Annotated in this window: 23 protein-coding genes; all 23 read right to left on the bottom strand. The window is 30.3% G+C overall.

The features are described from left to right. Positions 1–8: 8 nt before the first annotated feature. The 23 genes from AC1DVP_RS09575 to AC1DVP_RS09465 all read right to left on the bottom strand — a co-directional run bounded on the left by AC1DVP_RS09575 (position 9) and on the right by AC1DVP_RS09465 (position 22,542). Positions 9–1,178 carry a TDP-N-acetylfucosamine:lipid II N-acetylfucosaminyltransferase family protein gene (locus AC1DVP_RS09575; protein ID WP_477183253.1) on the bottom strand — a complete coding sequence of 390 codons (1,170 nt, stop codon included), beginning with the start codon at positions 1,176–1,178 and terminating at the stop codon, positions 9–11. A gap of 4 nt (positions 1,179–1,182) precedes the next feature. Next, positions 1,183–2,319 (bottom strand): dTDP-4-amino-4,6-dideoxygalactose transaminase, encoded by a 1,137-nt coding sequence (gene rffA / locus AC1DVP_RS09570; protein WP_477183252.1) that lies wholly within the window; start codon positions 2,317–2,319, stop codon positions 1,183–1,185. Then, positions 2,316–3,236 (bottom strand): glycoside hydrolase family protein, encoded by a 921-nt coding sequence (locus AC1DVP_RS09565; RefSeq protein WP_477183251.1) that lies wholly within the window; start codon positions 3,234–3,236, stop codon positions 2,316–2,318. The genes rffA and AC1DVP_RS09565 overlap by 4 nt, the downstream gene beginning before the upstream one ends. A 1-nt stretch (position 3,237) precedes the next feature. Then, positions 3,238–3,903, bottom strand: coding sequence for an acetyltransferase (locus AC1DVP_RS09560; protein ID WP_477183250.1), 666 nt, complete (start codon positions 3,901–3,903; stop codon positions 3,238–3,240). Continuing rightward, positions 3,900–4,514 (bottom strand): class I SAM-dependent methyltransferase, encoded by a 615-nt coding sequence (locus AC1DVP_RS09555; RefSeq protein ID WP_477183249.1) that lies wholly within the window; start codon positions 4,512–4,514, stop codon positions 3,900–3,902. The genes AC1DVP_RS09560 and AC1DVP_RS09555 overlap by 4 nt, the downstream gene beginning before the upstream one ends. Continuing rightward, positions 4,507–5,205, bottom strand: a complete 699-nt coding sequence (locus tag AC1DVP_RS09550) for a WbqC family protein (protein ID WP_477183248.1) — start codon at positions 5,203–5,205, stop codon at positions 4,507–4,509. The genes AC1DVP_RS09555 and AC1DVP_RS09550 overlap by 8 nt, the downstream gene beginning before the upstream one ends. Beyond that, positions 5,205–6,485, bottom strand: coding sequence for an ABC transporter ATP-binding protein (locus AC1DVP_RS09545; protein WP_477183247.1), 1,281 nt, complete (start codon positions 6,483–6,485; stop codon positions 5,205–5,207). The genes AC1DVP_RS09550 and AC1DVP_RS09545 overlap by 1 nt, the downstream gene beginning before the upstream one ends. Positions 6,486–6,528: 43 nt before the next feature. Beyond that, entirely contained in the window at positions 6,529–7,398 is an 870-nt protein-coding gene (locus AC1DVP_RS09540) for an ABC transporter permease (RefSeq protein ID WP_477183246.1), read from the bottom strand. Between the two features lie 172 nt (positions 7,399–7,570). Next, on the bottom strand, positions 7,571–9,520 hold the full coding sequence (locus tag AC1DVP_RS09535; protein WP_477183245.1) for a polysaccharide biosynthesis protein: 1,950 nt from the start codon (positions 9,518–9,520) through the stop codon (positions 7,571–7,573). Positions 9,521–9,701: 181 nt separating this feature from the next. Further along, positions 9,702–10,286 (bottom strand): sugar transferase, encoded by a 585-nt coding sequence (locus AC1DVP_RS09530; protein ID WP_477183244.1) that lies wholly within the window; start codon positions 10,284–10,286, stop codon positions 9,702–9,704. A gap of 48 nt (positions 10,287–10,334) precedes the next feature. Continuing rightward, a complete protein-coding gene (locus tag AC1DVP_RS09525) occupies positions 10,335–11,288 on the bottom strand; it encodes an MraY family glycosyltransferase (RefSeq protein ID WP_477183243.1) in 954 nt (317 codons plus the stop codon). 79 nt (positions 11,289–11,367) lie between these two features. Beyond that, a complete protein-coding gene (gene rfbA, locus AC1DVP_RS09520; RefSeq protein WP_477183242.1) occupies positions 11,368–12,237 on the bottom strand; it encodes a glucose-1-phosphate thymidylyltransferase RfbA in 870 nt (289 codons plus the stop codon). A 53-nt stretch (positions 12,238–12,290) separates the two neighbouring features. Then, entirely contained in the window at positions 12,291–13,154 is an 864-nt protein-coding gene (gene rfbD, locus AC1DVP_RS09515) for a dTDP-4-dehydrorhamnose reductase (RefSeq protein WP_477183241.1), read from the bottom strand. Further along, positions 13,147–13,698, bottom strand: a complete 552-nt coding sequence (rfbC, locus tag AC1DVP_RS09510; RefSeq protein WP_477183240.1) for a dTDP-4-dehydrorhamnose 3,5-epimerase — start codon at positions 13,696–13,698, stop codon at positions 13,147–13,149. The genes rfbD and rfbC overlap by 8 nt, the downstream gene beginning before the upstream one ends. Before the next feature lie 264 nt (positions 13,699–13,962). Beyond that, the gene (locus AC1DVP_RS09505) at positions 13,963–14,865 is read right to left on the bottom strand and encodes an NAD-dependent epimerase/dehydratase family protein (protein ID WP_477183239.1); all 903 of its coding nucleotides are present in this window, start codon (positions 14,863–14,865) and stop codon (positions 13,963–13,965) included. Positions 14,866–14,916: 51 nt separating this feature from the next. Then, on the bottom strand, positions 14,917–15,795 hold the full coding sequence (locus AC1DVP_RS09500) for a hypothetical protein (RefSeq protein ID WP_477183238.1): 879 nt from the start codon (positions 15,793–15,795) through the stop codon (positions 14,917–14,919). A 6-nt stretch (positions 15,796–15,801) separates the two neighbouring features. After that, the gene (locus AC1DVP_RS09495) at positions 15,802–16,830 is read right to left on the bottom strand and encodes a Gfo/Idh/MocA family protein (protein WP_477183237.1); all 1,029 of its coding nucleotides are present in this window, start codon (positions 16,828–16,830) and stop codon (positions 15,802–15,804) included. A 28-nt stretch (positions 16,831–16,858) separates the two neighbouring features. Beyond that, on the bottom strand, positions 16,859–17,938 hold the full coding sequence (locus AC1DVP_RS09490; RefSeq protein ID WP_477183236.1) for a DUF1972 domain-containing protein: 1,080 nt from the start codon (positions 17,936–17,938) through the stop codon (positions 16,859–16,861). 2 nt (positions 17,939–17,940) lie between these two features. Next, a complete protein-coding gene (locus tag AC1DVP_RS09485) occupies positions 17,941–18,393 on the bottom strand; it encodes an acyltransferase (RefSeq protein ID WP_477183235.1) in 453 nt (150 codons plus the stop codon). Beyond that, positions 18,390–19,496 (bottom strand): glycosyltransferase family 4 protein, encoded by a 1,107-nt coding sequence (locus AC1DVP_RS09480; RefSeq protein WP_477183234.1) that lies wholly within the window; start codon positions 19,494–19,496, stop codon positions 18,390–18,392. Before AC1DVP_RS09480 ends, AC1DVP_RS09485 begins: the two co-directional genes overlap by 4 nt. A gap of 25 nt (positions 19,497–19,521) precedes the next feature. Continuing rightward, entirely contained in the window at positions 19,522–20,685 is a 1,164-nt protein-coding gene (locus AC1DVP_RS09475) for a glycosyltransferase (RefSeq protein WP_477183233.1), read from the bottom strand. Then, positions 20,678–21,874: an O-antigen ligase family protein gene (locus AC1DVP_RS09470; protein ID WP_477183232.1), complete on the bottom strand. Its 1,197-nt coding sequence runs from the start codon at positions 21,872–21,874 to the stop codon at positions 20,678–20,680. Before AC1DVP_RS09470 ends, AC1DVP_RS09475 begins: the two co-directional genes overlap by 8 nt. Before the next feature lie 83 nt (positions 21,875–21,957). Next, positions 21,958–22,542, bottom strand: a complete 585-nt coding sequence (locus tag AC1DVP_RS09465) for an LbetaH domain-containing protein (RefSeq protein ID WP_477183231.1) — start codon at positions 22,540–22,542, stop codon at positions 21,958–21,960. Positions 22,543–22,551: the final 9 nt, after the last annotated feature.

The following is a 22,551-nucleotide window of genomic DNA, read 5'->3' as shown; positions in this document are numbered from 1 at the left end:
CACAAGATTTAACTAGCATAAACAGTCATTATTTCTTTAAGATTATTCAATCGTACTTCATTAGATATTGTTTCCTTAAGCTTTTCTATGTTATCAGTAAAGTTTTTCTTTTCCTCTATGATAACTGATTCCAAATTACTTTGACCAATTAAATCAGCATCATACGTTTTAATACCAATAGCTGTAATATATTTTTTTAAAACATTCTCATTTTTAATAAACACTGGTTTCCCCAAAGTTAAAGCAGTAACAATATTACCCCAAGCTTGTGAACGATTATGATACATAAAAACAACATCCATTTCATTCACAAATTCAACATATTCTTTTCTTGAAATAAAATCGGTTATTGGATGAAAATTTTTTCCAAAAACTCTCTTCCCTTCGAGCATAACTATTCGTTTGTAATAATCAGACCCATAAGATAAGACACAATAAATTTCAACATCCTTTAATCTTTTCAATTTCTCAAAAGCTTCCAAATGGTTATTAGCTTCAGTAGCGGAATTACCTACTAAAATTTTAATTGCAACCGAAGTTTTGGCTTTAATATTTATTTCATTAGCCAAGTCAAAATTCAAATCATAATAACCTGCCAAATGTTTAGCTTTAAATGTTGGATATAATTCATTTACTTTTTCTATTTCACCAGTATTAAATTGTCCACAAATTATATAATCAATTCGCTCAACTTGTTTCTTTTTATGTTCATATTGCTGTCTCACAATAAAAGGATATCTCAAAACATTTTTAATAGTACGAATCGTTTTAAAAATATTTTTTTGCCAAATAATTTTAGGATATGATTGTTTTTTAATAATCGAATACGTTTTTTTATCATAAATCCATTTAGCATGATGCCAAAAAGGTTCTTCGTACATCTCTCCTCCCCAAAAAAACACAATTAATTTATTAGGCAAATCATAAACCAAATCAGCAATCCACTTATCATACCAATGTATAAAAATTGTATCTGTTGGATTTAACGATTGAAGTTTACTCTTCAAACTTAATTTGTCATGACCAAGATATTCTATGAGTTTATCCGTTGTTATATAATTTGTTTCTCCTTTATTTCCTCTAAACCAAAAAACATTATTATTTTCCTCTCCAATAGCATACACATCTGCAATAAAAGAATCCAGAAACTTATCTTGAATCATTATATGGTAGTTCATAAAATTATTCTTTTATCACATTTATAATCAATTTCAAATCTGTATCAGACAACTCGTAATAAAATGGTAATCGTAACAACCTGTCTGAATATTGATTACTGCAAATCAAATCATCTCCTAAATATTTCTCAATGTAAAACGGACTTTTATGTAAACTCAAATAATGAAAAACCGCATTAATGCCTTTATTTTTTAAACGACTAATACATTCGTTCCTTTTTTCTAAAGATTCAAAAACCAAATAAAACATATGGGCATTATTTGTCGCATAATTGGGTATTTGAGGCAACTTAAAACTACCCTTAACTGCCGCCTTTTTTAAGCCCTCATAATACTGATTCCATATAGTTTTACGCTTTTCTTGAATCTTGTTTAACTGTTCAATTTGAGCCCAAAGAAAAGCAGCAATAATCTCTGAGGGTAAAAAGGAGGAACCAATATCTACCCAGCCGTATTTATCACTTTCACCTCTAAAAAAAGCAGCTCGATTAGTTCCTTTCTCCCAAATAATTTCGCCACGTTGAGCAAATTGAGTATCGTTTATAACTAACATTCCTCCTTCACCCGAAATAATATTCTTGGTTTCATGGAAAGAAAAAGCAGCTAAATGTCCTATAGATCCCAAAGCTTTTCGTACCCCATCTTTTCCAGTATAAAAACTATCTATAGCTTGAGCGGCATCTTCTATAACATATAAATTATATTTATTTGCCAGATCCATAATCTTATCCATATCACACGCAATCCCAGCATAATGTACTGGAACAATAGCTTTGGTTTTAGGAGTAATCAAAGATTCAAGCGTACTTACATCAATATTTGGATTTTCTGCATTCGAATCTGCAAAAATAATTTTAGCCCCTCTTAATACAAAAGCATTGGCAGTAGAAACAAAAGTATAAGAAGGCATAATCACCTCATCACCATCCTGAATATTAATTAAAATAGATGCCATTTCTAAAGCATCAGTACAAGAGGTTGTGAGCAGACATTTACCAAAAGCATATTTTTGTTCGAAAAACTGTTGACACCATTGGGTATATTTACCATTACCCGATATTTTACCAGAGGCCACTGCATCGGTTATATATTGAGTTTCTTTTCCTGTGAGATAAGGCTTATTGAATCCTATATGTGTCATTTTTGTAAAATTGCTAGTCCAATCCCTGTTTTACCATATCCATTACCATTATAAAGCATATATTTATTATTCTTATGCTCAAAAACAAAAGGATAGCATATCATCTTTGAATCCCAACCTGTCTCAGAAACATCTAAATCTAAAATCTCATCTTTTCTATCCCATATCCTACCATCTTCAGATTCAGCGTAACCAATCCTATAAAGCTCACTTTTCGGTCCACCTCTATAAGAATACCACATTCTATACAAATTATTTTCTTTAATTACTCTTGGTACAGAAATAGCATACTCATTTCGATATTTAAAATCTATTGCAATTTCATTATTTCGATTCCAATCGATTCCATCTATCGATGTTGCATATTTAATATGATAATAATGAGTTATTTCCCCATTAATTATATTCCATTTTGTACAACTTAGATACCACATTTTATAAATATTTTCATCAAATAAAACACAATTTGAAGCAACAAAATGAGGTTCATTTCTCGACCTATCTAATATTGGTCCATCAAATTTTTTAACAAAACTAAGTCCATTGTCTCTACTTACTGCTAAACCTATAGAATTACGAAAAGGGACTGTAGCTCCGAGATTCCATCCAATATAATACATCCAAACTTCTCCATTATTTTGCATTATGCAAGATGGCATTATGCCACTATCATCAAAAGTCCCTAATTCTCCTAATTCAATTTTAATTGATTTAGGTAATTCTAAAATCTTTTCAATAGAAAAATCATAATCAATAAAGTATGGAATAGATTGATTCCTTTCATTTCTAGTACAAAAAATAATTCTTATAATATTTTCTGACAACCAAAGCCCAGATGGCAAAGTTGAGTATTTAAAACTGCTTCCATAATCATTGAAATCAAATATCAAACCTAATTTTATCCAACTTTGCTTCATATCAAAGTTTTATTATACTACTCTTTTTATCAAGTTTTGTCGATTTTGCAGGTACATAGATAGAAGCTTCTTCTGTATTCTTTGTGATAATTGCTCCGGCACCAACAAGAGTTTCTTTAGCTATTGTCACCTGATGGCCAATAGTTGCATTAACGCCGATAAAACAGTTCGGCTGAACCACACAATGTCCTGATATAACTACATGTGAACTAATAAAATTATGCCTTTCAATAACAGAATGATGCCCTATATGATTGCCACTCCATAAAGTAACATTATCGCCTATCTTTACATAGGGTTGAATAGTATTATCTTCCAAAATAAAAGCATTATCACCAGGGGGAAATTGAGACAAATAACTGCAATGAGAACTTATATAAGAAGCTATTTTATAATTCATTTCCTTAGCTTTCAAATACTTTATCTCTCTAAGCTTATTCATTTTTGCATAACTTAAAGCAATAAAAATTTCAACCTCATTAGGAGAAAAATGTTTTTCAATATCTTCAAAAGGTATTAATGGCAAATTCTCAAAGATTGGAGATAAACAATAGTCTTTATCAACTGTAAAGCCAACCACTTCATAGGAAGAATCAATATCAAAATAGTATTTTGCCAATTGAGCAATATCCCCTGTTCCAAATATGACTACTTTTTTTGTTTTCATTTTCTAACAATTATTGAAAATTCATAAAGATTATAATCGTGTAATAAAGCTACATTTTTTGAAAAATTCTTTTTGCAATAGTCGAACAATAATGAAGGATCCGCATAATATAAATATTCTTTCATGTATTCTGTATCCGAATATTTAGTCAAAACATTAAAAGAAAATCCTTTGACGCTGCTCTCATCAATTTTTTTTAATGTTTCTAAAATATAAGTCAGCCAATCTTCATCGGTATTTTCAAGTTTTACATTAAATATACCGCTTGCAATAACATAGTCTGTTTTTTCTATTGGAAGACTGGTTGCCCATTTAACATTTTCTTGCGCAGAAAATTTATTTAATGCTACAACAATCATATCTTCTGACACATCAAATCCAATATATTCAAAAGATTGGTATTTAGTTTCAAAATAAGCTAACATCGAACCAAAACCACAACCAAAATCAAGGATCGAAAAATGATCTTGATTATTTATTAAACTAGAAAGTACCTCAAACCTCAATTCTTGAGATTCAACTGAATTCCAATCAACCCCTTGTGGAGTAGCTCCAAACTGTTTAATTTTTGATGAATAATATCCTTTTATCTGCTCTTGAATTTCATTCATTATAAGAATATTTTAAAAAATTGACAGCATTTTCTCCTTCGCAAAAAATCAAATCTAAAATTGAAACTCCATGATCAAATGGTGCATATAATTGTTGATATTCGGTATATCCTGAATAATCAAAATAATTAATCTTTACTCCTGCTTCATCAAAAATTTGCTCATGCATATATGCTTTCGCTGTTGGTCCTGAATAGTAGTCTGTTCCTTTTAATTTCAAACAAATATCTAATAATCGTTCCGAACGCTCTTCTTTTAGTATAAATTCTGAAGAAAAACGAAAATTGGAATTTATTTTAAGTATTTCACAAATAGCAATAATAAAACGAAAATTTATTTCTGTTAAATATAACGATGTTGAATTTAAATATAATTCTTCGAAAAAATCCTTATAATCTATAAAGTTTTTAGATTTACCATAATTCTGTTTAAGACTATTCCAATGATCTTTATTCCAGTTTTTATCTGATATTTTAGTCTCATTTATCTTTTGAAAATATTTACCTTTAACTTCAACAGGAATTGTTAACCATTTATTTCCATTAGGAGTTTTGATAATATTTCTGTTTCTCCAATCTCTACGAGTAAATTGCATATCATCGTAAATAACAAACTCATCAGCTAATGCAATAGCATCAAAATATCCTTTCCAAGGAATATAATTAGATTGGGTTATTACTATTTTTTTCATTAAAAAACATTATGGTTAATAGTCCAAGGCAAAGAGGGTCTTATCATCCCGTTCACCTTTCCTAAATAACCCGATTCTCTTTTAATATCCTTAACCTCAAAAGTCAATAATTCTTCATCACTATATAAACCGCTCATGGCATTCGTATGAAAATAAACGTGAATTTGGTAAACATCATCGTTTAAGAAATTAGGGGGAATTTGACAGCTTATCTCTATAACTTTTCCAATACTACAATCAAATTTTCCACCACTGCCAAAAACCACATCACCTTTTATCGTTCGCAAATCATAGCCAATAGAAATCCTCTCTTGATTGGTTTGATTGACAATTTTCATCCTAAAGTCAATCGCCGAAGTTACATCAATTACTTCATTTTTATCTAATGTAGATGCATTCTCTATCGCAGCATAAAGAATTTTCACATGGTCATTTCCTTTAGCACTATCAATACTATCAAAAATAATTTTTCTTTCAGAAAAAGAAGTACTTTGCAAATAATCTGATATAGTTTTAGTAGGATTTCCATCTCCGATAATACTGCCGTTTTGCATACTTATAACTCGTGTACAAAGTGTTTCAACCGCCGCCATATTATGACTCACAAACAGCACAGTTCTTCCTCCCCCTTTAGAAATATCCTGCATCTTGCCAATGGCTTTTTTCTGAAACTCGGCATCTCCCACAGCCAGAACTTCATCGACAATCAGAATTTCGGGTTCGAGAAAAGCTGCTACTGCAAAAGCCAATCGTACATACATTCCGCTACTGTAGCGCTTTACAGGTGTATCTATATAACGTTCACATCCCGAGAAATCTATAATTTCATCGAGTTTTGAGGCAATTTCTTTTTTAGTCATGCCCAAAATAGCTCCATTCAGGAAAATATTTTCACGTCCAGTCATTTCGCCATGAAATCCTGTTCCAACTTCGAGTAATGAAGCTACACGCCCGCCAAATTTTATTTTTCCTGTTGTTGGTGCTGTCACTCGCGATAAAATTTTGAGTAAAGTCGATTTACCTGCACCATTCTTACCAATAATACCCAACACCTCACCACGTTCCACTTCGAAATTAACATCTTGTAAAGCCCAAACATAGTCGGACGTCCCTTTAGTGGAACGATCATTAACTTCTCCAATTTTCAAATAAGGATCTTCTTTTCCCCGAATAGTATGCCACAACCGATTCAAATCATGACTCAATGTTCCTGTACCCACTAGCCCCAAACGGTATTGTTTGGAGATATTTTCGACTTTTAAAATTATATCTTTACTCATTATTTTAATTAAATTCTATCAGAACTGAATACCATTACACAAATTACACCGTATCGATAAAACTCTTCTCAGTTTTATTAAAAATTAATAAACCTATAAAAAAGACTATTATAGTTACACCCATTGTATAAATCAATCCCCAAAAAGAAATACTCCCCACTCCTAACAACATATAACGAGACGTTTCAATTAAATACGCCAATGGATTATATTGCACCAACCAGCCATATTCAGGTATTTTCTGTTTTATCAATTCCATTGGATACATCACTGCCGATAAATACATTAACAATTGTACTCCAAAACCAATTAAATTACTAAAATCACGGTATTTGGTTACTAATGAAGATATTAACATCCCTAATCCTAATCCCAAAATACCCATCATTACAATCAAAATTGGAAAAAACAGAACCAAAACATTTACTCTTAAATTTGCTCCTTGTGTGTAATAATATACATAAAAAGCTACAAAAATTAAAAACTGAATTCCAAATTTTATCAAATTAGAAATTACAATAGACAACGGTGTTATAATTCTGGGGAAATAAACTTTTCCAAAAATCCCGGCATTGCTTGCAAATGTATTTGAAGTGCCATTCAAGCAAGCGGTAAAATAATTCCAAACGGTAATTCCAGCCAAATTAAAAAGAAATGGAGGCACCATTCCAGTATCAATTCCAGCTACATTATTAAAAATAATAGTAAATGTAACAGAAGTAAATAAAGGCTGGATTAAGTACCATAAAGGTCCCAAAACTGTTTGCTTATAAACCGTAATTACATCTCGTTTTACAAAAAGCATCAGCAAATCTCTATATTGCCAAACTTCTTTAAGGTTTAATGTGAAAAATTTGTTTTTTGGAGTTATTTCAAATAACCAATCGGTATTTGAAGTAGTTTTAGTATACATTAATATAAACCGTAAAAAATTAAAATTATAACATTCTTATTACTATTTCTCAGCACAAAAGTACAATTTAAAAAAGATATTGTTCTTTTTCGTAATCTTAAATTCTATCGTAATCAAAAAAGGCTCACAAGAATAATCTTGTAAACCTTTTCTATTAGTATTTATTTAAACATTATTTATCCAAAATCTCAAAAGTTGAATTCATACTCTTAAACTCAGGAACGATGACTTTCATTTTTGACACAATATCATCATTGTCAAAAAAACTTGCTATCCCTATCAATTCATTAATGTCGACGTGCAAGTTTTCAAATTCATCTTGAATTTCTTGGGCAATCATTATTTTTTCATGATAAGTAGGTACTGTCTTTGCTGTATCATTCAATAACTCCTCATACAGCTTCTCCCCTGGACGCAATCCTACTATCTCTATTTTAATTTCTCTATCGGGGATAAATCCAGCTAACTTGATCATTTTTTTGGCCAGATCTAAAATACGGACTGGTTTACCCATGTCAAAAATATAAATTTCTCCTCCATTTCCCATCGCACCAGCTTCAAGTACTAACTGACAAGCTTCTGGAATAGTCATAAAATAACGAATAATATCGGGATGAGTAATTGTAAGTGGCCCTCCATTAGCAATTTGTTTTGTAAACAATGGAACTACCGATCCATTGGATCCTAAAACATTTCCAAAACGAGTAGTTATGAATTTGGTAGCATTTTCCTTGTTCTCTTTTTGGTGCTTTATTTGCAGAGACTGTACATATTTTTCTGCAATCCTTTTACTAGCTCCCATAACATTGCTCGGGTTTACCGCTTTATCTGTAGAAACCATTACAAATTTTTTAACATGATACGCACAGGATAAATCGGCTAAATTTTTAGTTCCCAGTATGTTAGTCAAAATAGCTTGCGATGGGTTTTCCTCCATTAGCGGTACATGCTTATAAGCTGCTGCATGATACACTACTTGGGGCTTAAATCTTTTAAAAACCTTATCCATAGCTTCTTTATTCCTAACATCTGCAATAATATATTCAACTTTTGATTTCGAGAATTTTTGTTCCAATTCAAGGCTCAAATGATGCAAAGGAGTTTCGGCTTGATCTAAAACAATTACTCTATGAGGATTGAATAGCAAAACTTGTCTAACAATTTCACTTCCAATAGAACCTGCGGCTCCCGTAATCAAAACCGTCTTTTCTTTTAATTGTCTTGAAATAGATTTTTTATCCAAAACTATTGCTTTTCTCTCTAGCAAATCTTCAATTTGAATGTTTTTTACTTTTTGAGAAATTTCTTTCTGATTTTCCCAATCAGAAATCAAAGGAACGGTATAAACTCTGTAATTAAATTCCAAACATTGATCCACAATAATCAATTGTTCATCTTTACCTATACTTTTATCTGCCATAATAACTGCCTCAGCTCCTACAGACMGCATTAAAGAAGGTAATTTTTTTCTTTGGATTAATATTGGGAGATCCAACATCCTTTTCGAAGCATTTTGATTGTTTCTGTCAACAAAACCTACTATTTTAAAACGGCTAGGTGTTTCAAATTTCAAGGCATTGGCCACAGAGATTGCATTAGCATCCGTTCCATAAATAACTGTTCTTATTAATTTAGTTGCATTTTTATCAGACAAATACAATTCAAAAGTCTGTTTAACAACTACGCGATATAAAAACAAGCCGCAAAATGATAGCAAAACATTGATAAAGAGAGCAGTTGTTAAAAAAACTCTTTCACTATATAATAATTCATAGGTAAAATTAAAAAACAAGAACACTACCAAAACTGACATTTGCGAAAACAACAGCTTCACTGCATCGTTATAAGATGAATGCCTAATTATCCCTGAATAAGTTCTGAACAACCAAAAAAAGAAAATATTACATGCAAAAAAACAAACCGTAAAAAAAACATCATGAGCTGTATTGATGTATTTTAAGCCAGTCCCTCTAAAAATTAGCAAAGTGAAGAAAAAAGTTATTGTCAAAACTGCAATATCAATCATCACAATGATCCACCTTGGCAAATAACTTAAATTACGTATAGTAAATTTCAAATTATCCCTAGAAAAAAATCCAGTATCCATGGAATTTTTTGACATATCATATATTTTTTAATTTCTAAAATATCTATTAATGACTACAAAAATACAACTTATTTTTCTTAGTAAAATAAACTAAATAACTCTTCACAAGCAATTAATACAAAGGGGAACATAGGACTTTGAAAATCAACTAGTACTCTGTTTTATGGCTCGACCTTCCAAAAAATAAAATTAATTATTAAAAAAATATTCTTTTAAAAATTAATTTACATGTCACAACAATAATTTTTAAATCACTGTAAAAACTTTGATGCTCATAATACTCCAAATTCATTCTTATTTTATCTGGAAAAATAACATTATCATTATAAGCCAAAGAATTAACTTGTTTATTTAACAATGCATGTTCATCATAATATTTTAAAGAGGCTAAGCTAGTTAATCCTGGTTTTAATTCAAGAATTTTTCGGCTTTCTCCTTCCAATAAATCATAATACCCCTCAACATCAGGTCTTGGCCCCACAATACTCATTTCACCTCTCAAYACGTTAATAAGCTGGGGTAGCTCATCTAATTTAAAATCTCGAAGTAATTGCCCAAGTTTAGATAGTTGTACCCCTTCAGCATGATCTACTTGCATAGTTCTTAGTTTATAAATTTTGAATTGTTTTCCATATTGACCAATACGAACTTGAGTAAATATCCCATTAGTTCGAGTATCAATAATTGCTATAAACCAAGCAAGAAGCAGTAACCAAAAAAAGAAAATAAGAGCCAGCGTAGCAAATAAAATATCAAAAAATCGCTTTATTGTCGGTTGCAATGGAAACTAATTTTAAAAAAGGATATGCTTTAATTGTTACAATAATCATTAAATCATTCCTAAAGTAATTTTTTGAATAACTCTATTTCTAATCCATAGATAAAACAAGATTTGAAATAGTAAAAAAGAAACAATAATTGGAAGCGATAATTCTCCCATTTGTTGCAAATAAAATATCAATATATTGATTAACAATTGTATTCCTGAGTACAAAAGGGATACGACAAGATGAGAATACCCTAGTTCATTTGCCAAATATTGATACAAATGTGATCTGTGGGGCTGAAAAATATTTTCTTTCTTTTTAATACGGGCAAAAATGGTAACTCCTGCATCAATGCCATATACAGACATAAACAAAACATATCCAATCTGACCAGAATCTAAAATTGTTTTCAGCATAAAATAACCCAAAAACAAAGCCATGCTAATACTTCCAACATCACCAGCAAATGTTTTGGCTTTTTTTCTGACATTAAAAAACCCAAATACAAGACAGGACAATCCCATAGTGATCAATAATGGTAAACTGTCCTTATTAATTTCTAAAAAAGAAAAACTTAAAATAGCAACAAGTGCATACAAAACAGTAATTCCATTAATACCATCCATAAAATTAAAAACATTCACCCAACCTATCAACAAAACAAAAATTATAGGTAAAACCCAAATCGCTTGAGTAAATAATCCCAAATCATAAAAAACTAAACTAATAGCCACTGCATGAGCAACAAATCGAGGTAATTGAGACAAAGGCTTTATATCATCAATAAAACTGACAATCGCTACCAAAACTACCGCTAATGTTATTGCTAAAGAAATATATCCTAGTATGCAAGCAACCAGAATGGCTAAAGGAAAAATAATCCCTCCGCCTCTCAAAGTAATTGAAGTATGTGAGGAACGGCTATTAGGTTTATCTATTATATTGAAATAATCAGCAACTTTAAAATAAATTAATTCAATTCCAATAAATAGAAAAAATAAAGCAATGTAAATCATGTATACTATTATCTGTTGTTAACTTTCAGATGTCTGCTTTTAATTTCTAGAAATCCTAAAAAATTCAGCAAACAATTAATTATAATTTATGTTTCAAAAGTCCAAGCAAATATTCACCATAACCTGATTTTTTTAAAGGAGTCGCCAAATCTTTTAATTGCTGATCGGTTATAAATCCTTGCCTCCATGCTATTTCTTCAATACAGCCAACTTTTAGACCTTGACGTTCTTCTAAAACCTGCACAAACTGCCCAGCCTGCATCAAACTATTGAAAGTTCCTGTGTCCAACCAAGCGGTACCCCTACTCAAAATTCCAACTTTTAAGGCTCCCTTTTCTAAATACACTTTGTTTACATCTGTAATTTCATATTCCCCTCTAGCACTTGGCTTTATATTTTTGGCTATTTCCACCACAGAATTATCATAAAAATATAATCCTGGAACTGCAAAATTAGATTTAGGCTCTAATGGTTTTTCTTCAATAGAAAGTGCTTTCAGATTTTTATCAAATTCAACCACACCGTAACGTTCCGGATCCGAAACATGGTAGGCAAAAACAACACCGCCTTCAGGTTTTGTATTAGACTGCAATAATTCATGCATATTGGCTCCAAAGAAAATATTATCCCCTAAAACTAAAGCAACAGAATCTGAACCAATAAATTCCTCTCCAATCACAAAAGCTTGAGCCAATCCATTTGGAATCGCTTGCTCCGCATAACTGAATTGACAGCCAATTGCAGATCCGTCACCTAACAATTTTTTGAAATTCGGCAAATCATGTGGTGTCGAAATAATCAATATTTCATGAATTCCTGCCATCATCAAAGTTGATAACGGATAATAAATCATTGGTTTATCATAAACCGGCATCATCTGCTTGCTCATGGCAAGCGTTAATGGATGCAAACGGGTACCAGATCCACCGGCGAGTATTATTCCTTTCATTTTTTTAAGTTTTTATTTACGGAGTAAAAATCGTACGAGCAGTTAATATAAAATTAAGCTCCTTTCAATAATTCCATACATCGAGCTAGGCTTTCTTTATAATTAGGAACAACAACTCCAAATGTATTTTTAATTTTAGTTTTATCTAACAATGAATATTGCGGGCGTTTTGCGGGCGTTGGATAAGCACTACTGGGAATACCCGAAACCAAACAATCAAATCCACCAATCTCTTGAATAGACAAAGCAAATTCATACCAACTAATTTCTCCTTCGTTTGAAAAATTATAAATGCCAGATTGCCATTTTGGATGAATTAAAATAGTAAGAATGGCTTTCGCTAAATCGGCGGCATATGTAGGACTTCCTATTTGATCATTAACAACATTCAAGCTATCTCTTTCCTGCATTAAGCGAGACATCGTTTTTACAAAATTTGCTCCAAAACTAGAGTATACCCATGAAGTTCTAATAATAATTGCTGATGGATTTTCTTCTATACAGGCTTTTTCTCCAGCTAATTTAGTCACGCCATACACATTGATAGGTCCTGTTGATGCCGATTCTGTTAATGCATTAGAAGCTGTGCCGTCAAATACATAATCCGTAGAAACATGTATGAACTTGCCGTCATTAGCCTGACACCATCTTGCCATTATTCCAACAGCTTGATGATTTAAAACATCCGATAACTCAATCTCAGTTTCAGCTCTATCCACTGCAGTATGTGCAGCACAATTAACAATAAATTGCGGATTGATTTTAGACAATTCAGAAGTCAAATTCTCTAAATCACATAAATCCAGCTCCTCTCTATCGGTAAAAACCCATTCAAATTGGCTGAAATATTTTGATAAGACTTTCAATTCAGAACCCAATTGCCCATTGGCACCAGTAATTAGTATCTTATTATTCAAAACTCCAATCTATTTCATTAAAACTTGGTAAAATAATATCCTTATCCGAAACGATAATCTCTTCAGTACCCAATTGCCAATCAATTGCCAAAGTAGGATCATCATAACGGATTCCTCTTTCACTTTCTTTATGGTATAATTGATCTACTTTATAAAGCACAGATGCTGTTTCGCTTAAAACTGAAAATCCATGGGCAAAACCATGAGGCACCATTAATTGTTTTTTATTTGTTGCACTTAATACAACACTAACATGCTCTCCGTAAGTTGGTGAATTTTTACGCAAATCTACAGCTACATCCAGTATTTCTCCCTGCAATACTCTTACTAATTTCGCTTGCGCAAAAGGATTAATCTGCAAATGCAATCCACGAACAACTCCTCTTTTGGAAAACGATTGATTGTCTTGAATAAACTCATAAGCAATTCCGTTTTCAAGGAACTTAGCTTTATTATAAGCTTCAAAAAAATATCCTCTGCTGTCTTCAAAAACAGTCGGGTTTATGATTACCAAATCTTGAATTGGTGTTTTTTCTATATTCATAATATTCTTAAAAGTAAATTATTAAATCTAAATTAATTACCAAACCTTCAACTATTCTCAATCCATACCTCCTTAATACTTTTTTACTTTTTAATTCCTAAATCTTTTATTTCCTGATAATCATTTTTATCAATTCGAATTGTGGAATTAAAGCCAATTTACATAGATTTTGCCATTACAGCTTGAAAAATCCTTCCTCAGCTTTCTGTAAAATTATATTTTAATCCACTTACAGCATTTAATATTCTTGGAAAGAAGATGCCTTTAATTTTTAATTATTTTAAAGGATTTAATTGTTTTAATGAGTCCTTGTTTTGCAGAAACTGGTAGCTCTTTCCGTATTGCTTTTTTAATTTTTGCATTACTGACTAGGTAACTTTCAGTCAATTTATGCAATCTTTCTGAATTTAACGGCAGATATAAATAATCGCCTAATTTAGCAATACCTACAACTAAAACTGATGGTATCTTCCAAATAACACTTTTTCTCTCTAAATTATTAGCTATTAATTCAATCAATTCATTAGTTGATAATGATTCATCATCTGCTAGATGATAAACCCCACTGGCAACATCTTTATTTTCCAATAACTCTTTAATTATAAAACAAAGATTTTCAACAGTTAAAAATGAGCGCTTATTTTCAAAAGCACCTAATGGCCAAGGAAAACCTTTAGCTACTAATTTATAAAGCAAATTTAGATTACCTTTATTACTAGGACCATGTATCATACAAGGTCTCAAAATATAAACCCGCTTCTCCAATGGTAATTCTTTTGATAATATATATTGTTCAGCTTGATATTTAGCTTTACCATAATGGGTTTTGGGATCTGGAACATCTTCTTCTTTCAGTGCTCCATTCACCTTATCGGCAACCGCTTTTACAGTACTCATAAAAATAAATACCGTTGCATTTGACTGTAAAAAAGCATCAAATAATTGCTTGGTTAATTCAAAATTAGCATCATAATAATCTTGAGGATTAGAAACTTTTTTTAAATCGTGGGCTTTGCCTGCTAAATGGATTATTGCATCATTTTTTATTTCAAATCGTTGATTAGGTTTATAACGAATACTAAGTGATTTAACTATTGCATTTTTTTTTAAATATAATTCTAAATTTTTCCCAACAAAACCACTCATCCCGGAAATCAAAACATTCATAGTCCCATCATTTTTTATTGGCCCAACGTAATTAAGCAAAATCTAATTTTATTATAGATTGATTAAACTTACAGTTTGTTCTATATGCTTACTTGAAGATGCTCCAAAAACGACCGTTTGTACATTCTGATTATTGATAAAATCATATGCCTCTTTAGGAGGAATAGCGCCTGATGCCAAAGTTGACATAGCCCAAAGTTGATATTTTGTTGGATCATTAGTCTTTGCTGCATCAATATATGATTGCAAATCAGGTGACATTAAATAACCTATTTTATTAAACGAACTACAGAGAACAACTTCTTCAATACCCCATTCAATAAGCTTACTTCTCAATTCAGGCATATTCTGAGTAATCAATCCAGGTGTTGCATTGTATTTTTTCTTTATATGCTTACAATATTCCTGAAAAACCTCTTTTATCCCAAATCCCAAAATTAAATCCGTGACAATATTTTGTAAAAAAACAACCTTCAAATTCAAGCCTTTAAACATCTTCATCTCTATATCAACCAACATCTTCATCATCGAAATAAGATCTTTTGTGATAATTGCTGCACCTCCCTGCGCCATCATACCAAGAATTCCCGCTACAGAATTCTCTTTAAATAAAATAGAATTAATTGCTGGCATAAGTCCTTTCTCAGCAATAAGATTAACATATTTATGCGGATAAGGTATAGATGGATACCAATTAATGTGACCATACTTCTCAGGATTATTTCTAAAATGATTACAAATATCTACCGCTCTTTCATTACTATTTAACATTATCCCATTAATACCAGCCTTGAATGCTGATTCATAAACACTATAAATATTATTTATGTCATAAAATTGCTCAGCTAATTGTTGCGCTTTTTCTTGTGACATGTGATTTATACCAAAAAATTGGTTATCACCAAAAACTACTTTATCAAAAACTTCCATAACTTTCTATTTATTTCTATCAGAATCATTAAAAATATCTTCTACTATAGAAAGTGTATCATAACCATCTCTAAAAGAACATATTGTCGACTTTTCATTTCTTTCTATACAATCTACAAAATGATACAATTGACTTGTAAACTCATTTCCTCTAACATAAAATGGCACACTCTTGAAAATATCTGTTATATAAAAGGTATTCCACCCTACTCTATAAGACAACTCTTTATTCGCTTTTTTTAGATAAATTTTAAAACCATGTTGATCAGCTAAAATTTTTCCATCTTCACCAAAAAATTCAATTTTATTAGTTGGCTTGCGATAACTATCATCACTCCAATTTACATACATAGTACCAGCTAATCCATTTTCATACAATAATGTAGTCGAAACAATGTCTTCAACATTTTTCGAATAGACATTTGTCAAAACTGAGCCCGCTACCGTGTCTGGTTTTCCTAATATATAATTAATTAAATCTATTGAATGTGCCCCCATTTCAAACAAAGCTCCTCCACCATTTGCATGAGTGGATCTCCATCCAGCCCCATCATCAGGTTGTGTTATCGTTCTGCTATACATTTCTGTTTTAAATCTTATTACTTTCCCAATAACATTTGCATCAATTAATTCTTTAACTTTAATGAAGACATCGTTAAATCTATTTACATATCCTACTTGATTAATCAAATTTTTACTTTCAAATAAATCTGCAAGCTTCTTTGCGTCTACGGGATTTAAAGTAAATGGTTTTTCACAAAAAACGTGAAGCTCAAGTTTCGCTGCTTCCTCTAATATCTCAACATTTAAAAACGGTGGAGTACAAACAAGTAAAGCATCTAACTTTACTTGTTGCAACATTTCCTTATAATCTTTAAAAGTTTGTATTTTCAAATATTTTTCTAACATAACAGTAGTCACAGCTGAAGGATCTGCAACAGCTACAATTTCAATGTTTGGATTAGAATTAATAATTGAGTAATGAGTTACTCCCATTCTCCCTGCGCCTATAATTCCTATATTAATTTTGGGCATATAAATTTATTTTAATTGTTTATTTTTTTCAAATTTCAAACACTTTTGCATATCCATTTCCGATAAATTCCCATTTATAGTTAATCTTCGCAATTTCAGACATTTTTATACCCATACTTAATAAATCACTATCAGATAAATCACTAATTTTATCAAAAAGTTCCTTCGAATCACTAAAATATTCAGCTTCGAAATTGGTTGTATGTTTATTAAAAATAGAACTATGGGCCAATATCGGAAGTCCAAGATTCATTGCTTCCACTAAGGCTGGATTAGTTCCACCAGCAGAATGTCCATGCAAATACAACTTACAATTGGAACGTAAAACATTAAGTTCTTTTTGATCATAAATTGCATCTAGAAGAATCAGATTAGGATGGTTCATATACTTATTTTTTGTTTTAATCCCATAAGAACTGTAATTCCAGTTCCCTACAAAAACTAAAGGATATGGAGACTCAGCGGTAAATGAATCCAACAACATATCAATATTGTTATCTGGCTGAATTCTTGCGACAGTAAATGCATATGATTTTTTGAGAAAGGGATACTTTTCAATATTTAAATCCCTTATTTCCTCTTTCGAAGCATGATCTCCTCCATAAGCTATTAGAGTACTATCCCTCTTATATTCCTGCAATATATATTCTTTAATACCCTGATTATCCGAAACGATATACCCCGAATATTTAATAGCCATAAATTCAGAAAATTTTAAAAACTTTTGGGTAAAGTATCCCCACTTAGATCTTTTCCAATCCAAACCACCCAAATTCATTATAAATTTAGATCTATATCCAATGAAAAAAGGCATTATAATACTTCCTGAACACCCTAAAACTAAAACTTTGTCAAATTTCTTATATGATTTAAAAATCGAAACAATATCATAAATTATACTCTGCCATCCGTTGGCATTTAAATTAATGTATTCTAATTTAACCCCCTGATATGTCTCAATTTTTTCGGCAACTAAATTGGTTGAACAAAAAACTGTTATTTCGTAATCCTTTGCTAAATACCTCACTAAATATTCCACTAGGGTTTCAAATCCTCCATATTTCGAAGGAACGCCGTTTGTTCCAACTATTGCAATCTTTTTTTTCATATTTATTGTACAAGAACAGCCTTATCGTTCATTTTAATGTTAGTCTTAATTACTCTAGCTGGATTACCAACTGCTATTGAATTTGAAGGTACATCTTTTGTAACAACAGATGCTGCACCTATTATTACTTCGTCTCCTATTTTTACACCCGGTAAAATCATACACCCCACGCCAATGAAAGAATTTCTCCCAATGTATGTATTAGTAACCCATGGGTTTTTACTATTTTTCTCATCTCTCTTTACATGCTCATGACACAATATGGTTGTATGACTAGCAATAAGAGTGTTCTCTCCAATATGGATACCTGCAGGAAAAACCCTGTCTAAATTCAGATTACTTTCGATTATCGCGTTAGAACTAATATTTTTATATCCTAAAAATCTTAATTTAAAAAATCTAATCTTTTGAAGAATTCCTGATAAAAATCCTATGATAATATATTTTATTTTCATTTTATATGTCGGTTAAAATCATTAGTTAATAACAGTTTATAAGAATTACTAATATTACTCCAATTATATCTCTCATTAATAATTGATTTATAATCATCTATAGGGTAAGATTTATCGTTTAAAGCAAATATGATTTTATCTTTCAATTCATTTAAATTATTTGGGTTGAACTGATAAGTTGACAAAAAATCAAAATCAATTAAAGCTGTTGCATTCGAGCAAATTGTTTTTGTGCCACAAGAAATTGCTTCAATAGGTGGTATTCCAAATCCCTCAGATAAAGATGGATAAGCAAATAATGAAGCATTAGAATAAAATCCATGTAAATCCTCTTCAGATGTATTTTCAATAAAAACAATTTTACTTTTAATAGTATCACTTAAACTATTAATATATTTATCTAAGTTAACATTCGAAATAGTCTTTTTACCAATTAATACTAATTGATAATTATTATATAACTCCAATTCTACAAATGATTTAATTAAACCTAAATGATTTTTCCTAGGTTCAAGCCTACTCACATATAGAATATATTCCCCTATGTTATATTTTGTTTTTATATCATTGCTTTTAACTTCTTCACAAAATTTACTCAAAATTCCATTTGGCGTTATATATATTTTATTGGGGCATGTTCTAAAAATTTTTATAATCTGCTTTTTTGAATATTCTGACACTGTCAATATCATATCTGCTCTTAATGAAGAAATATAAAACAAAAAGCTGTTTTTTAGTATAAATGTTAACGGAAAGGATTTCTTATATTCAAGAAACAATAAATCATGAAGAGTTACTATAAACCTACATGGTTTTGAAATAGGACAGATATATTGAAAGTGTGCATAATCAAAATTATTCTCTTTTATTATTTTAGGAATATCATAATATAATCGCTTCAAATTAAATCTACTGTTTAACTGAATAAATTTAATATTTTTAGGAAATTCTTCTTTTAACTTAGCTATATTACTTCCTATTATAGTTATTTCAAAATTTTGATCCTTTGACAAATCATTATATAACCCCTTAATATAAGTAGATACACCTGAATAATAAGAATCAAACCAACGACCATCAACAAGAATTTTAATTTTTTTCATGAAAACTAACTCTTATAATTTTAAATTAAACTTTATTTTGAACACATGTTATAAAAACTTTCTCATATGCCCCTATATACTTTCTAATATTACATAATTCATGTATTCTCTCCATTCCAACAACACCCATCTCCAAACACTTTTTTTCATTACTTAACAACATAATAATAGCATCATATAATTTTTTACTTGATTTAGGAGGGACTAAAAGACCAAATTCTTCAGATTCACCTATTAATTCAATATTACCCCCAACACTAGTAGCAATAACAGGCTTAGAAAAAGCCATAGACTCTAAAATTGAATTGGAAAAACCCTCCCCATTAGTAGATAATATTGAAATATCTGATGCAGACAAATAATTAAATACATCTTTCTTTTCACCTAATAAAAGTACTTTCTCCGCCAAATCATCTTTTATAATTCTATTAGATAATTCTTCTTTTAATGCTCCATCACCAACTAAAATAAATTTAACATCATTTTTCTCTTTTAGAACTTTTTTTGCTGCAACAAATAACGTATCGAAATCTTTCCAGGGATCTAATCTCGCAATCATAATAACAACCTTATCTTCTAAAGAAATATTCAGTTCATTTCTTATTTCAAATTTTGTCTTAGTTATTTTAAAATCAAAATTACTTCCGTTATAAATAGTATTAATTGGTTTATTTTTTTTTATTTGAACAATACTTGAATAATGATCATTTAAAGCATTTGAATTTGCAGTTACATAATCTGAAGTGTTATATAGCCATTTTGAAAATATATTGTCAATAAAATGCAGTTTTTTCTTATCATGCCCTAACCAAAAAGAGAGTGCTCTAAAAGAGCCAATTTGGACCACCCTTTTTCTCCAAAATAATTTCGCAATTCGAAAAAAAACTAAATTTTGGGCTTCAGTAATAAAAACTATATCTGGCAACTCTTTTTTAAGAACTTTTGACAAACGAAGAATCATTCCCAAATCAAACCTCCCTTTCCATCCCAAATTTATTAGTTTACAACCTGTATTTTGAAAACTCTCTTTCAAGCCCCCTGTATCGATTGACACGCAAACAATTGGTTCAAACTTATTTTTGTCAATGCCATCAACTAAATAAAGCATTTGTCTGTGCATTCCTCCAATTCGGTAACTATCAATAAAAATAAAGACTTTTATTTTTTTTTCTTTTAATAAATCACTCATTATAAACTATTTTTATATCATCCACATTATTCTCATTATAAGAATCACTCGCTATAAATGCTAATAAAACCCAATACTGTTTCATATCAAATAATTGCCCAGACAGAAGATTCCCAAAAAAAGGAATTAATAAAATAATTGGCAACAGCTCTTTTCCTTTTACATTCATTTCTTTTGCTTTATAGTAGATTCTCTTCAAAAAAACAATAAAGACAATGAGACCTACTAATCCTGTATAGCAAATCACTTCGATAAATACATTGTGGGGACTCGGAACATTATCTGCCCAAGCCATCATCTTTGCACCGTAACCAGTTTCACCGATCCCAATTATAGCATTATTAACAATAACATCGTAGATAGACAGCCAAATTAAATCTCTACTTGAAAGATCACCCTCACTAATTGAATCAAACAATCTTCCTACGACTAAAGTATTTTTTAAGAAAACCGCCCATAGCATTAATAAAAAAAACAAAGATATTGTTGCAATCAAGTACTTCTTTGTAGTATTAAGTGATCTATTAAGGAAAAGTAAAGAAAAAACACCTAATACTAAGCTTATAAAAGCAACACGTGAACCTGTACCAAGCATAAAAACAAGCAAAAAGGGAATTGGTATTAAAAACAATGACCTATTCTTATTTAATTCAAGTTTATTTTCAAATACCACTGAAAGCAAGACAAAAATAGATATACATAAAGTAACACCTAAATGATTTTGGTTCATTCCAAAAATAGAAGACCTTCCTTCCAATTCTCCTTCTCCTTCCACTGCAAACCCAGAAAAATATAACATTGCGAGAAAAAAAGAACTTAAAGATAAAACAACCAAGCCTTTTAATAATATTTTTTTATCGACCATTGTATAATTACATAAAATAATAAATACTAATAAATTCAGAAAAAATGGTATATCAATAATATTATTATAGCCATCACCACGATTAATAAAATTATTAACTGTAAGTATGAAAAAATAAAAACTCACGACTTTAATATACTTTGGGTAAACTTTGAAAGTAAATGATTCTTTGAAATTTAATAACGAAAAAAAAAGCAATAATGAAATTGAAATCTTTGTTGCTAAATAACTAATCCCCAAATAAAACAAATCAATTGATTCAAAATTCAAAGAAAAAATCAGTAAAAAAATTGAAAATTTTTGTGCCCTTTTAATAAATCCCATTTTTAAGACTTTGATTATTTAAATTCCTAATGGCGCGATAGATTGAAACATCTTTTATTTTACTGATATTAACAATAGTAAATCTAAATATGCTTTATAATTTGTTTTATTTCTATATTCTTTATGACCCTTGCTGGAATACCCCCAATAAGTGTATTTTCAATATCAAATGAACTATTAACACAAGCGTTTGCTGCTATGGCAGTATTATTTGCTATTGTAATGTTACCATAAATTTTCACTCCAGGAGCCAAATAAACGTTATCTCCAATTTTTGGAGCACCAGACATACCCCCAGATTCACCAATATTTGTATCAGCATGAATGCGACAATTTGCCCCAACTTTAGTATTAGCATTGACAACAATAGTTCCGTAATGAACTATTGATAAACCAGGACCAAATACATTTTCTGGTATAGAGAACCCTAATTTAACAGAAATACGCAACAATTTAATTTTCAAAAAAACATAATAAATTTTTTTGATTAAATTATTTCTCTTTGTATTTCTATAATATTCAGTTTTCCTCAAAAGAAGTTGAAAATTCCAAATATAATCGGGATAAACTAATTTTTTTAATTTCATCTTAAAATTAAAATTCTCCCTTCCTAATGCTATCCTATCGGCTTCAATATAATTTAAATAGTCAACTTTATTCTTTATCATAGTCATTAA

It is taken from the genome of Flavobacterium sp. P3_A6 (genome assembly GCF_056403035.1).
This window is presented reverse-complemented; position numbering and strand designations above follow the sequence as displayed.